Origin of the sequence: Streptomyces sp. NPDC087420 (assembly GCF_044744165.1) — a bacterium.
GTDB lineage: Bacteria > Actinomycetota > Actinomycetes > Streptomycetales > Streptomycetaceae > Streptomyces.
The window spans coordinates 318658-331740 of sequence record NZ_JBIUXU010000006.1; the positions used below are offsets into that span (position 1 = coordinate 318658).

Consider the following 13083-nt stretch of genomic DNA (forward strand, 5'->3'; position numbering starts at 1 on the left):
CCTTTCCGGACGGTGGGGAACGGCGGTGACACGCCTCACACGGCGTCAGTCGGTGTGTTTACGGCGCGCGGGCGTTGGCAGCGCCCGACCACAGCGCTTCGAGGTCCGGGAGCGGCGACCACGAGATTTCACACTGCCGACACACACAGCGCTGCCGACACACACGGGTCGGCCGGAACACACGGACCGGCCGGCCCCTGCCCCTGCCGGCGGTCAGGCGCCCCGGGAGGTCAGCGCCTTGCGCGCGATGCTGGCGGCGTAGTTCGGGGTCTCCCGGTGGTTGTGGGCGTCCGAGGCCTCCTGGCGTGCGGTGGCGGCCTGTTCGAAGGTGATGCCGTTCGCCTCGTAGAACTCCATCCCCTCCGTGGTCGGATGGGCGAGGATGCCGTTGCTCAACCGGCAGGTGCCGTCCCCGTTGTCCGTGACACTGAGTTCCCAGATGCCCTGCGAGGTGGTCCAGCCGTTCGGTGTCAGCGCGTCAGAAAGTGACACCAGGCGGAGGTGGTGCTTCTCGAAGACGTCGTGCACGGCGTGCTGGATGGTCAGGGTGGTGCCGATCATCTCGACATTCAGCGTTTCCGGGCGGCCGTCGTCGGTGATGCCGTGCGCGCAGGCCTTGTGTTCGCCCGGCGCGCAGCGTTGGTACTCGTCGTCCGACAGATTCCCCAACCAGTCGGCGAGGTCGACCTGGTCGAAGGGCGCACTGATGGTCGCGTGGACCGTCGAGTCCGAGAGGACGAGATCGGTCAGCACCTTGTTCTCGTTCGTGTGCTCGCTCATGTGAGGTTCTTCCTTCCCCGTGGACGGGTGAAGTGGGTGGGTGGGTCGTTCCCCCTCACTTGCGACGGTAGCGCCTTCTCGGGGCTCCGGCCCATCACGGATGATGCTGATGCTCATCACGAGTGATCGTTGGACGTGATGAGTGTGTCCGGGCGACAGTGGACGGACCAGCCTGATCCATCTGTCATGACGAGGAGGCGGGGATGTCCCTCCCGCTGCGCACCGCGAAGCAGCCACTGCTCGATCCGTACGATCTCGGCGACGGCCTGACCCTGCGCAACCGCGTGGTCATGGCCCCGATGACCCGGGCCCGGGCCGAGAATCCGGAGCTGGCCCCGACGGAGTTGCACAGCGAGTACTACCGGCAGCGCGCCGGCGCCGGTCTGATCGTGTCGGAAGGCACCTGGATCAGCGCGGGAGCGATCGGGGCGGTGCACGTACCCGGCATGTACAGCGAGGAACAGGCTCGTGCGTGGGGCGAGGTGACCTCGGCGGTGCACGCCGAGGGCGGGGCCATCTTCGCCCAGCTCGCGCACACCGGAGCCGCCTCGCATCCTGACTTCCACCAGGGCCACCTGCCGGTCGCCCCTTCCGCGGTCAACCCGGGCGGCAAGGTGTTCACGCCGAACGGACTCACCCACGTCGTCACGCCCCGCGCGCTGAGCGTGTCGCAGATCGCGGACGTCGTGGAGCAGTACCGGTCGGCGGCGGTCAACGCGAAACTGGCCGGGTTCGACGGCGTGGAGTTGCACGCCCAACGGGGCTATCTGATCGCCCAGTTCCTGAACCCCGCACTCAACCTCCGTACGGACGACTACGGCGGCACCGCCGAGGGCCGCGCACGGTTCCTGTTCGAGGTGATCGAGGCGGTGGTGGATGTCTGGGGGCCGCGTCGGGTGGGCGTCAAGTTCGCCCCGCACCAGGTGCTGGGCGAGTCGGCGGAGGCGTCGCCCGAGGTGCTGGCCGTCCACGAGTACGTGGCCGCCCGCCTCAACGACCACCCGCTGGCCTATCTGCACCTGATGATGACCCGGCAGCCCAACGTGCGGGTGACCGCGGAGCAGCGGCTCGAATCGCTGGGACTCTTCCGGCCGTTGTACCGGGGGACGCTCATCGCGAACGCCGGCCTCGACCAGGAATCGGGCAACGCCGTCATCGGCGAGGGCCTCGCCGACCTGGTGTCCTTCGCGGCGCTGTTCATCAGCAACCCCGACCTGCCGAAACGCTTCGAACACCGTCTCCCGCTCGCCGACGGCGACCGCGAGACGTTCTACCAGGGCGGCCCCCGTGGCTACACCGACTACCCGCCGGCCGCGGGTGTCCTGGCCGCCCCGGCCGTGACCTCGTCCGCCGCCACCACGGAACACCACGGAGAATCGCTGTGACCGCATCGCTCGAAGGCAGAATCGCCGTCGTCACCGGGGGATCCTCCGGTATCGGGCGGGCCATCGCCGCCGCGTTCGTGGCGGAAGGCGCCCGCGTGTACATCACGGGTCGCAGACAGCCCGAACTGGACGCCGCGGTGGCGGAGATCGGGCCGGGTGTCACAGGTGTACGCACCGACGCGGCCGACCTGTCCGCGATCGAGGCGCTCTTCCGTACCGTCAAGGACCGCGAGGGCAGGCTCGACATCCTGGTCGCCAACGCGGGAGGCGGGGGCGGCGCGCCGCTGGGGACGATCACGGAGCAGCAGTACGACGCCACGTTCGACACCAACGTCAAGGGCCTCCTCTTCACCGTGCAGCTGGGTCTCCCGCTGATGGAGCGCGACGCGTCGGTGATCCTGATCGGATCCACCACCTCGGTCAAGGTCGACGGGCCGGGGTTCAGCGTCTACGCCGCGAGCAAGGCCGCCGTACGGAGCCTCGCCCGCAGTTGGGCGGTCGACCTGCGGGGACGTGGCATACGGATCAACGTACTGACGCCGGGGCCGACCAGGACTCCGGGCCTCCTCGGGCTGGCCCAGGCGGGCCGGGAAGAGGAGTTCCTCGACTCCTTCGCGGCGAGGATCCCGCTCGGCCGGGTCGCCGACCCGGCGGAGATCGCCACAGCGGCGGTGTTCCTGGCGTCGGAGGCGTCGAGCTTCGTCAACGGGGCCGAGTTGTTCGTCGACGGCGGCCACGCGCAGATCTGACGGCAGACCCGTCAGGACCGGCAGACCCGTCAGGACCGGCAGACCCGTCAGGACCGGCAGACCCGTCAGGACCGACAGCACCGACAGGACCGACAGGACCGACAGGACCGAGATGACCACCCCTGTGACTCCCCTGCGCAAGAACCTGCTGCTGGCCCTGTGCTGTGCCAGCGTCCTCCTCGTCGGGATCGACATGACCGGCGTGAACGTGGCCCTGCCCACGATCGGCACCCGCTTCCACGCCGGCACCAGCGGCCTGTCCTGGGTGGTCGACGCCTACACCGTCACCCTGGCGGCCTTCCTCCTCTTCGCGTCCTCGACGGCGGACCGGTTCGGGCGCCGGCGGATCTTCGTCCTCGGACTCTCCGTTTTCGTGGCCGGCTCCGCCCTCTGCGCCGTGGCACCGACGCTGGGCTGGCTGATCGTCTTCCGGGTGGCGCAGGCACTCGGCGCGGCGGCCCTGAACCCCGTCGCCATGGCGATCATCGGCACCGTCTACACCAAACCCGCCGAGCGCGCCCGCGCTCTCGGCGTCTGGGGCGGCGTGATCGGCCTCTCCCTGGCGCTGGGGCCGATCGTCGGCGGCACACTCGTGGACTCCCCGCTCGGCTGGCGCTGGATCTTCCTCATCAACGTTCCGATCGGGCTCGCCGCCATCCTCCTGGCGCGGCGCCACATCCCCGAGTCCCGCTCCCCCTTCCCCCGCCGCTTCGACCCGCTCGGCCAGATCTTCGTCACCGCGGGCCTCGCGGCCCTCACCATCGGCATCATCGAAGGCCCCACGCTCGGCTGGCTCTCCGCGCCGATCACGGCCGCGTTCGCCGTCGCGGCCCTCTGTCTGACCGGACTTCTCCTGTACGAGCCGCGCCGCGCCGAGCCCCTCGTCGAACTGGGCTTCTTCCGCAGCTTCCCCTTCGCCGCCTCGAACCTGATGGCCGTGCTCTCCTTCGCGGCGCTCGGTTCCTTCCTCTTCCTCAACAGCCTCTACCTCCAGCGGGAACGCGGGTACTCCGCCTTCACCTCCGGACTCCTCGTCCTCCCGCTCGCGGCGGTCAGCATCGTCCTCGGACCGGTCGGCGGACGCGTCCTGGCCGTACGAGGACCCCGCATCCCCCTGGCCGTCGCCGGAACCGGCATCGGCGCCACCGGCGTCATGCTGTCCGTGGTCGGCACGACCACCCCTGTCTGGTGGCTGCTGCTCGGCTACACGGTGATGGGGATCGGCAACGCGGCCGTCGGCGCGCCGATCTCGCAGGCCGCCGTGGCCGGCATGCCGCGCGAGCGGATCGGCGTCGCCACCGGCATCAGCTCCACCAGCCGCCAGGTCGGAGCGACCCTCGGCGTCGCCGTGGCCGGCGCCGTTCTCGCCGGCAGCGGCGGCGTGGGCACCGGCGGCATCCGGACCGGATGGTGGCTCAACGCCGGTTACGGGGCCGGGGTGCTCCTCCTCGGCCTCCTGTCGACCACCACATGGGCACGCGCGTCGGCCCGTGCCGTGGCCGCCACGCCGCCCGTACCACCGCCGGGGGACACGGCCCCTCCGCCCGGACCGCCCGGAGGGGCCGGACCGCCCGGAGGGGCCGGACCGCCCGGACCGGGCTCCGGGAGACAGACCGTCCGCAACGGCCGGAGCGGCGGATAATGGTCTGATGATGCGCTTCGAGCTTCTCGGCCCTGTCCGGGCCTGGCGGGACGACGAGGAGGTCGGCCTCGGCACCCCGCAGCAGCGAGCACTCCTGGCGCTTCTCCTCCTGCACGAGGGGCGCCTGGTCGAGACGGACACGGCGCTCGACGTCCTGTGGGGGGAGCGGGCACCGCGCGGGGCGCGGGGGACCGTCCGTACCTACGTCTACCGGCTGCGCCCGCTCCTCGGCGCCGCCGCGGCGATCGAGTCGACCAGCAACGGCTACGTCCTGACCCTGCGGGACGCGACCCTCGACGTGACGGGCTTCCAGCGGCTGACGGAACAGGCGTACGAAGCCGGCCGCCACGGCGATCCGGGGGGCGCGGCCCGCTGTCTGCGACAGGCCCTCGGCGCATGGCACGGGCAGGCGCTGGCCGGGATACGGGGGATCTTCTTCGAGTCGGAACGCGACCGGCTGGAGGAGCGGCGCCTCGCCGCTCTGGAGGAGCTGCACGCCGCCGAACTCGAACTCGGCGAGCGGCCGGGCCTGACGGCCGAACTCCGTGCCGCCGTCGCGGCGCACCCGCTGCGCGAACGCCTGCACGAGCAGCTGATGCTGTCCCTCTACCGCTCCGGCCGCCGCGCCGACGCCCTGGCCGCGTACCGCGAGGCCCGGAAGGTCCTGCGGGAGGAGCTGGGCGTCGACCCCGGTGCCGGTCTCGCCCGGCTGCACAGCCGTATCCTGCACACCGATCCGTCACTGGACACGCGGCAGACCGCGCGGCAGGCCACAGCCGCCCCGCCCCCTCCGGTCCCGTCCCAACTGCCCCCGGACCTCTCGGCGTTCACCGGCCGCGCGGCGGAGATCGCGGAGCTGACGGCGGTGCTCCACGACACGTCAGGGACGCCGGTCGCCGGCATCACCGGCCTTGGCGGCACGGGCAAGACCACCCTCGCCGTCCGGGTCGCCCACCTCCTGCGGGACCGGTTCCCCGACGGCCAGTTCTACGCCGGCCTCGGAGGGGACGACACCCCCGCGGATCCCGCCGACGTCCTGGGCCGGTTCCTGCGCGCGCTCGGCGTCGAGCGGCCGGCGGCCACCCTCCAGGAACGAGCCGCGCAATGGCGTACGGCGGTCTCGGGCCGCAGACTCCTGGTGGTCCTGGACAGCGCCGAGGGGGCCGAGCAGGTCCGCCCGCTCCTGCCGGCCTCACCGGGATGCGCCGTCCTGGTGACGGCCCGCCGCCGGATCATCGACCTGCCGGGCGTCCACTGGCACCGGCTCGGGGTCCTCCCGCCGCACGAGGCGCTGGAGCTGCTGGCCACGATCTCCGGGCCCCGGCGGGTGTTCGCCGAGCGCGAGGCGGCCGAGCGGCTGGTCGCCGCCTGCTCCCACCACCCGCTGTCCGTCGAGGTGGCGGCGGCCCGGCTCGCCGCCCGGCCGTCCTGGACGATCGACGAGATCCTCGCCCAGCTGGAGGACGACCTGCGACAGCCGGTGGTCATGCACGAGGACTGCGCGATCGTCGACCGGCCCTTCCGGGACGCCCAGGCGCGTATGGACACCCGCCAGCGGGCCGCCTTCCACCTCGCGGCCTTCCCCGACTGCCACCAGCTCTCCCCGGCCGCCGCCGCGGCCCTGCTCGACCTGCCCGCCGACCGGGCGAAGGCGCTGATGGAGTCGCTGGTGGACCTGCACGTGGTGGAGACAGGGCCCGGCGGCTACCACTACCTCGGCCTCGTCAAGGCCTTCGCCCGGCGCCAGGCCCTGGCCGGCCTGGGCCGCGCACAGCTCGCGCGGGCGCTCCGGCGCCTGCTGCGCCACTATCCGGCGGACGGCTCCGCCGCCACCTCGGACGTACGGGCGGTACGGGACCAGGCCGCCGGCCTCCTGGACGCGGCGCCGGTGCTCGTACCGGAGCGGGTGGAGCGGCACCGGCACACGTACCGGCGCGGCGGTCCGCCGGGGCAGGGTGTCACCGTCCAGGGCGCCACGCGGGACCGCTGACCGCCGGGGGCGTGTCCGCAACGCCCTGCGGGCGAACGACGCCCCTTCGCGGACACGCCCCAGGACGCCATCCGGGAGCGGTGACGGCGTCGATCGACCGTCCGTCGGCGGTTCGTCGACACCACGTCGACAGGCCTCCTGTCGTATGGCCCCATGCTGAGTTCATCGAAGCGCGACATACTGGTCGCCCAGGTCACCGGCCCCGTCCTGGGGCCGGAGGACGACGGGTTCGCCGAGGAGTGCGCGCCCTACAACCTTGCCGTTACCCACCGTCCCGCCGTGGTGGTGGGCGCGGTGGACAGCGCCGACGTCCAGGCCGCCGTCCGCTTCGCGGCGGCACACGGCCTCCCGGTCGCCGTCCTGGCCACCGGACACCAGGCGATCGTCCCGGCCGACGGTGCCGTCCTCATCACCACCGGCCGGATGGCCCAGGTGAGCGTCGACCCGCGGGCCCGTACCGTACGGGTCGCGGCGGGAGCCACCTGGCAGCAGGTGGTCGACGCGGCCACCCCCCACGGGCTCGCCCCCCTCAACGGCTCCTCCCCGCTCGTCGGGGTCGTCGGCTACACCCTCGGCGGCGGCCTCAGCCCGACCATGGGCCGGACCTACGGCTGGGCGAGCGACCACGTCACCTCGATCGACGTCGTCACGGCGGACGGCGCCCCGCGCCACGCGGACGCCACCACGGAACCCGACCTCTTCTGGGCCCTGCGGGGCGGCAAGAGCAACTTCGGCGTGGTCACGGCCATGGAGTTCGCCCTGTTCCCCGTCACCCACCTGTGGGCCGGCGGGCTGTTCTTCTCCGGGGACCACACGGAAGCGGTCCTGCGCGCCTACGCGGACCTCACCGCCACCGCCCCCGAAGCCCTCAGCTCCTCCATCGCCCTGCTGCGGCTGCCACCGCTGCCGGGGATCCCCGAGCTGCTGGCCGGGAAGTTCACCCTCCACGTCCGGATCTCCTACCTGGGCGGTGAAGAGGACGGAGAGCGGCTGCTCGCGCCGCTGCGCGCGGCGGCCCCGCTCCTCCTGGACACCGTCGGTCTCATCCCGTACGAGGACTTCGCCCGGATCCACTCCGACCCGGTCGACCCCGCGCCGTTCTCGGAGTACACGACCCTGCTGTCGGCGCTGACGCCCGGCGCGCTCGACGCGATCCTGGCGGCGGCAGGCCCGGACGCGGACTGCCCGGTGCAGTTCGTCGAGCTGCGCCACCTCGGCGGCGCGCTCGGCCGCCCGGCGGACAACGCCGTCGGCAACCGGAACGCGCGGTACGCCCTGTGGATCGTGGCCATCGGCATACCCGGCGACCTCAGGGCCCAGGACGCCTACGCCGACGCGCTGCTGGCCCAGGTGCGCCCCTGGTCGACCGGCGGCCGCTATCTCAACTTCATCGCCGCGCACAACAGTTCCGTACCGGCCGTGCGTGCCTCCTACGACGAGGCCGCCTACCGCCGCCTGCGCGAGGTCAAGCGCCGCTACGACCCCCGCAACCTGTTCCGCCTCAACCACAACATCCCGCCCTCGGAGGCCACGGAATGACCGACCACACGCTCCAGCTCCTCGCCGACCGCGCGGCCATCGCGGACACACTGCACCGCTACACGGCAGGGCTTGACCTCAACGACGCCGAACTGCTCACCTCCTCGCTGACCGAGGACGCCACGGTCGACCTGACACCCGCCACGGGAAAGATCGGCCTGGACTTCCCCGTGCTGGCGCCGCGCGAGACCGTGGTGGGGGTGCTGATCCCCGCGGTGGGTCCCCTGGACACCAGCCATGTGGTCAGCAACATCCGTACGACCGTGGACGGCGACACCGCGAACGCCCGGGCGTACGCGATGGCCCAGCACTTCCCGCCCGGCGACGGGCCCAAGCCGGACCGCACCCGCCAGGCGCTGATGATGAACCGTTACGACGCCGACCTGGTACGCGACGGCGAGATCTGGCGCATCAGGCGCCTCACCATCGACAGCGCGTGGTTCTCCGGCGACCCGACCGTCCTCCTGGGCGAGTGACCGTCCACGCGACGCAGTGCCACCGGGGTGGGCCCTCCCGTTCGCGGGGAGGGCCCACCCCGGGGCCGTACGCCTCAGTGGTTCACGAACCGAGCACGGACACCGAGACCACCCGGGCGTCGTTCGCACCCCGTCCTTGGACGGCGAACGCCACATAGCGCGCGCCGGCCGAGGTGGCCAGTGTGCCGGTACGGCTCCTGACCCGCGGGGTTCCCGCCGGTGTGTAGGTCAGCCCGTCCGTGCTGAACTCCACCTTGGAGGTGGGGATCCGGCCGCTCGTCCACGCCACCCGCACCTCCCTGACCGGGATCACGGCGCCCAGGTCCACGACCATCCGGCCCGCCGCGCCCGGGTTCCAGGCGGTGTGGGTGTCACCGTCGACCGCGGCCGCCGGATCGGACATCCCGGACGGCAGGGGGGCCGTGGGGAACGTGATCCGCCCGAGCGCGAGGTCGTTGAGCGGATAGGCGGTGACGCCCGCCACCGACACCCGCTCGGTGCGCCCGCTCCGCACGGTGACATGGACGACCTGGCCGCTCGCGGCGGTCAGGACGAGCTGGCAGGACGGCCCCGAGAACGCGACCGTCGCCGCGTCGACCACCTCGGCGCGCACGCCCACCGGGACGCGTGTGCCCGAGCCCGGCCGCAGGGTGAACCGGGCGGGTGCGATCACGGCCGACGCGGCGGCGAGCTGGGCGACATGGTCGGTGCCGGTCGCCGTGACGGTCTGGATCCCCGCGTACAGGTGGACCGTACGCGTGTCCTGTGCCACGGACACGGTGGTCTTCACCGCGGCGGCGGACAGGTTGAAGAGGCTCAGGTGTCCTCCGGCGACGCTCGCCCTGACCGCCGTACTGGCGGAGACCGGCGCCGGGCGGGCGGCGGCGGCCTTCACGTCGGCCACCGTCTTCTTCACGTACCCCTCGATGACAACCGGCTCGGCCGGTCCGTCGGACAGGACGAGGATGTCGTCGGAGACCGTGAGAGGGTTCTTCGCACCCCGCACGACAAAGCCGGCCCGGCCGTCGACGTCGACCCAGCCGCCCTTGCTGGTGAGGTGGGGGCGCGGATACCTGACGAGATCGGTCCACGCCTTCCCGTCCGCCGAGCCCTGGACCACGTAACCCCGCCCGGCCGCCGCCTCCCAGCGCAGGGTGACCCGGTCGAAGCTCCGCTCCGCGCCCAGATCGACGGCGAGCCAGCTGTCCGCCTTCGGACGGTCGGCGAGCGACACCGCCCAGCGGGTGGTGAGATCGCCGTCCACGGCCAGGGGCGCGCCCTTGCCGGGGTCGGCGGAGGAGGCCGTGGCCGTACCGCTCCGTGCGAGGTCGGTGCCGGCTTCGCCGTCGCGTATCTCGACCGCGAACAGCGAGTATCCGTACCGGGGATCGGGGCTGATGCCCTGGACCCGCACGTGACGGTACGACGCCCGGGTGAAGGTGAGGTCGTCGGTACGCCCCGTCGTGGACGGCGGCGCGGTGCCCGCGTCCTTGGCCGTGACGCTGACGCTGCCCTCGGCGGTCGTGTACGTACGGCTGCCGTCCAGCCCGGCAACGCCCGGCATCGTCAGGTTCCACACCTCGATGTGCCCCTCGCCCGCCGCGACCCCACTGGACGCGTAGACGACGTCACCGGTGGGCAGGGTGGTGAATCCGGCGAAGCCGGTGCCCAGGGTGAACACCGAGGCACTGCCGTCGAATCCGTCCCGGACCTCGCGGTACGTGGCGACGGAACGTGTGGTCGTACCGCCCGCGACCGACGGCAGGAACATGGGCGTGGTGCCGCTCAGCGAGAACAGCCAGTCGTCGTGCGCCGGCTGCCAGCAGAACTTGAGGAAGCCCTGCTTGCTGACGGCCGCGGCCCAGGCCGCGGGGGACTGGTGTGCCACCAGCCCGGGCCCGGTGCCGAAGTCCTTCACCCCGCTCGCCCGCGCGAACAGCTCCGCGTCGGTGAGGGGACGGACCGCCGTGCCGTGCGCGGCCCGCCACTCGTGCAGCAGATAACTGATGGCGACCTCGGCGCGGGCCTCCGGCTCGTACTTGGGTTCGCCGGAGAACTTGGTGAGCCGGTAGGCCGGCGCGTACGCCTGGTACGCGGCCAGGCGCTCGGCGAGCGCGGCTTCGGAGCGGGCCGCTGCCCGGTCCCCCAGCACCTGGGCCAGGAAGGCGATCGGGATGACGTCACGCCCGTACAGGTGCTCGCGGTCGTTGACCATGGGCATCAGCGGTTCGCCCGCGTCACTCATGACGGTGAGCAGTGTGTCCCAGAGCGGCCCCGCGTTGGGCTGCGCGGTGAGGACCTGGGGGAGGGGACGCCCGGCGGTGATGAAGTGGGCCGCGTTACGCCCCGACGTACGCCACAGCTCCTCCTGGTAGTGCGGTCCGAAGGAGTTGTGGTTCTCGACGATGAACGTGTCGTACAGGTTCTGCGCCGTGTTCGCGCTGACCGCGACACCGTCCACGAGGGCGGGATTGGCGCGGTCCGCGGCGGGCAGGCCCGCCTCGTTGCGGCTCCACCGGCCGAAGGCGTCGCTCCAGGCCTTGTACCGCGCGTCGTCGGAGGCCCAGGCGAGACCCGGCGCGAGGGACTGGGCGTAGACGCCCATCTCCTCCAGCTTCGTGTCGCCCACGTGGCCGCCGGTGAGGCCGTTGGGCGTCCAGCCGCCCGAGGCGGGGTCGTTGGCCGAGCCGAGCGCGGTGGTGTATTCGGCCTGGGCGCGGACGATGGTGTCGATGTTGCTACGGGTCGTGTCGTCCAGCTGGTCCCACAGGAGCCGGGCGGCGAGCACGAAGTACAGCTGGAACGTGGTGTCGAAGAAGAGGGTACGTCCCCATTCGGAGCCGCCGGTCAGGCGGTTCGACGCGGCGAAGTGCGTGAGGGTGGCGAGGGTGCGCGAGCGCAGGGTCTCCTTGTCGACGCCCGTCTCCGCGGCGTCGTAGGTGCCCCGGGTGAGCAGGACGGCATGGCCGAGGACCACCGCGAACCCGAAGTCCTTGGCGGTGTAGTAGCCCTTGGCCGCGTCCCACTGCGTCTCGGACCAGCGGGTGTGCGTGAGCAGCGCCTTGTGGTACGCGGCGGCGACCTCGTCCGGCGGCGCGGCGTGGGACTTCTTTCTGTGATGACCGGACGCCATGGCGGGTCCGGCCTCGGCGAGGGAGAGCGGCACTGCGGTCAATGCGGCGGTCAGGCCGGCGAGTTGGGCGAAACGGCGCCTGTTGAGTTCGGCCGGTCGTGGGGTCACGCGCATGCACCTCCTGGGCACGAGGCTTCGACAACGTTGTCAAGCGCGCTCATTCTTAGACCCCTTCGCCGGGACGTCAAGGAGTCCGGCCGGCACGGGACCGCGGCGGTCTTATCGGCCCGTGAGTTCCCGCGGTGCCGGATTGCGCTCCCTGAGCAGGTCCAGGAACGCTTCCGTCGTCGCGCTGGGGCGCCGGTTCGCGGCGGTGGCGACCGTGAGTTGCCAGCGCAGTTCGTGGTCGGCGACCTCCAGGACGTCCAGGCCCGAGTGGTCGCCGACGAGGAAGCGGCTGAGGAATCCGATCCCGAGCCCCGCGCGGATGTAGTGCACGGCGGTGCCGATGTCCGCGACCTCCAGGGTCACTTCCCTCTCGACCCCCACGGCGGCGAACGCCCGGTCGACCAGGACGCGGTTGCCGAAACCCTGCGGGGAGTCGACGAAGGGGAACTCGCCCAGCTGGGCCAGCGACACCCGGCCCGTCCCGGCGAGGGGATGGGTGCGGGGCACGTACAGGAAGAGAGGCGCGGTGGCGAGCAGCCGGGTGTCCAGGCCGACCGGGGCCGGTCCCGGCAGGGACAGGAAGGCCACGTCGAGCTGCCCGTCGCGCAACTGCCGCGCCAGCCCGGCCGACCCCGCCGACGCCGCCCTGAGCCGTACGGTGACCGCGGGGTGCCTGTCCCGGAAGACGCTCAGCAGTTCCGGGAGATCGGTGACGTCGATCGAGGTCAGCGTGCCGACCGTCACCTCGCCCTGAAGTGTCCCCCGGGTCCGGTGCACGGCGTCCTTGGCCGCGCTCGCGGCGCTGACTGTTTCCCGGGCCCGGGGCAGGAAGGCCCGTCCGGCGGCGGTCGGTGTGACGGCGTGGGAGCTCCGGACGAACAGGGCGGAGCCCAGCTCCCGCTCCAGCGCCTTGACGGTGGCCGACACCCCCGACTGGACCACGTGCAGGGCCCGCGCGGCCCGGGTGAAGCTGCCGGTGTCGGCGACCGCGAGGAAGTATTCGAGGTGGCGTAGCTCCATGACCCTGAGTATCACACACGCTGCTGATGCCCATCACGAGACATCGCTGGCCGTGATGACGGTGCGGTGTGACCGTGTGAGAGAGGGGGGAGCTTGCCCCACCATGCCACCGGAGGAAGGGAAACGGCATGAGCCTCGCCACCTTCTCGGACACCGCGCGCTTCTCGGACACCGCGCGATGAGCCTGATTGTCGAATTTCAGACAGCACACCTCTTGACTTCCTGGCCGGATCTGGATGACTGTTGCTCTCGTACGCAAAC

The 13083-nt window shown here is 72.0% G+C and carries 9 protein-coding genes; 6 read left to right on the forward strand and 3 right to left on the reverse strand.

What is annotated here, in order from left to right; all coding sequences use genetic code 11:
• Positions 1 to 213 precede the first annotated feature (213 nt).
• Positions 214 to 780, reverse strand: coding sequence for a hypothetical protein (locus ACIO1C_RS14725; protein ID WP_401862833.1), 567 nt, complete (start codon positions 778 to 780; stop codon positions 214 to 216).
• 203 nt (positions 781 to 983) lie between these two features.
• Between ACIO1C_RS14725 and ACIO1C_RS14730 the strand changes: the two genes are divergently transcribed.
• The 6 genes from ACIO1C_RS14730 to ACIO1C_RS14755 all read left to right on the forward strand — a co-directional run bounded on the left by ACIO1C_RS14730 (position 984) and on the right by ACIO1C_RS14755 (position 8561).
• Positions 984 to 2165 carry an alkene reductase gene (locus tag ACIO1C_RS14730; RefSeq protein ID WP_401862836.1) on the forward strand — a complete coding sequence of 394 codons (1182 nt, stop codon included), beginning with the start codon at positions 984 to 986 and terminating at the stop codon, positions 2163 to 2165.
• Positions 2162 to 2914 (forward strand): SDR family NAD(P)-dependent oxidoreductase, encoded by a 753-nt coding sequence (locus tag ACIO1C_RS14735; RefSeq protein WP_401862838.1) that lies wholly within the window; start codon positions 2162 to 2164, stop codon positions 2912 to 2914. The genes ACIO1C_RS14730 and ACIO1C_RS14735 overlap by 4 nt, the downstream gene beginning before the upstream one ends.
• Before the next feature lie 112 nt (positions 2915 to 3026).
• Positions 3027 to 4556, forward strand: a complete 1530-nt coding sequence (locus ACIO1C_RS14740) for an MFS transporter (RefSeq protein ID WP_401862840.1) — start codon at positions 3027 to 3029, stop codon at positions 4554 to 4556.
• 7 nt (positions 4557 to 4563) lie between these two features.
• Positions 4564 to 6546, forward strand: a complete 1983-nt coding sequence (locus ACIO1C_RS14745) for a BTAD domain-containing putative transcriptional regulator (RefSeq protein WP_401862842.1) — start codon at positions 4564 to 4566, stop codon at positions 6544 to 6546.
• Positions 6547 to 6699: 153 nt separating this feature from the next.
• Positions 6700 to 8085 (forward strand): FAD-binding oxidoreductase, encoded by a 1386-nt coding sequence (locus ACIO1C_RS14750; RefSeq protein WP_401862845.1) that lies wholly within the window; start codon positions 6700 to 6702, stop codon positions 8083 to 8085.
• Positions 8082 to 8561, forward strand: a complete 480-nt coding sequence (locus ACIO1C_RS14755) for a nuclear transport factor 2 family protein (protein WP_401862848.1) — start codon at positions 8082 to 8084, stop codon at positions 8559 to 8561. The genes ACIO1C_RS14750 and ACIO1C_RS14755 overlap by 4 nt, the downstream gene beginning before the upstream one ends.
• A gap of 82 nt (positions 8562 to 8643) precedes the next feature.
• Here the strand turns inward: ACIO1C_RS14755 and ACIO1C_RS14760 are convergent, their stop codons facing one another.
• Positions 8644 to 11808 carry a discoidin domain-containing protein gene (locus ACIO1C_RS14760; RefSeq protein ID WP_401862851.1) on the reverse strand — a complete coding sequence of 1055 codons (3165 nt, stop codon included), beginning with the start codon at positions 11806 to 11808 and terminating at the stop codon, positions 8644 to 8646.
• Between the two features lie 105 nt (positions 11809 to 11913).
• Positions 11914 to 12822: a LysR family transcriptional regulator gene (locus tag ACIO1C_RS14765; RefSeq protein WP_401862854.1), complete on the reverse strand. Its 909-nt coding sequence runs from the start codon at positions 12820 to 12822 to the stop codon at positions 11914 to 11916.
• Positions 12823 to 13083: the final 261 nt, after the last annotated feature.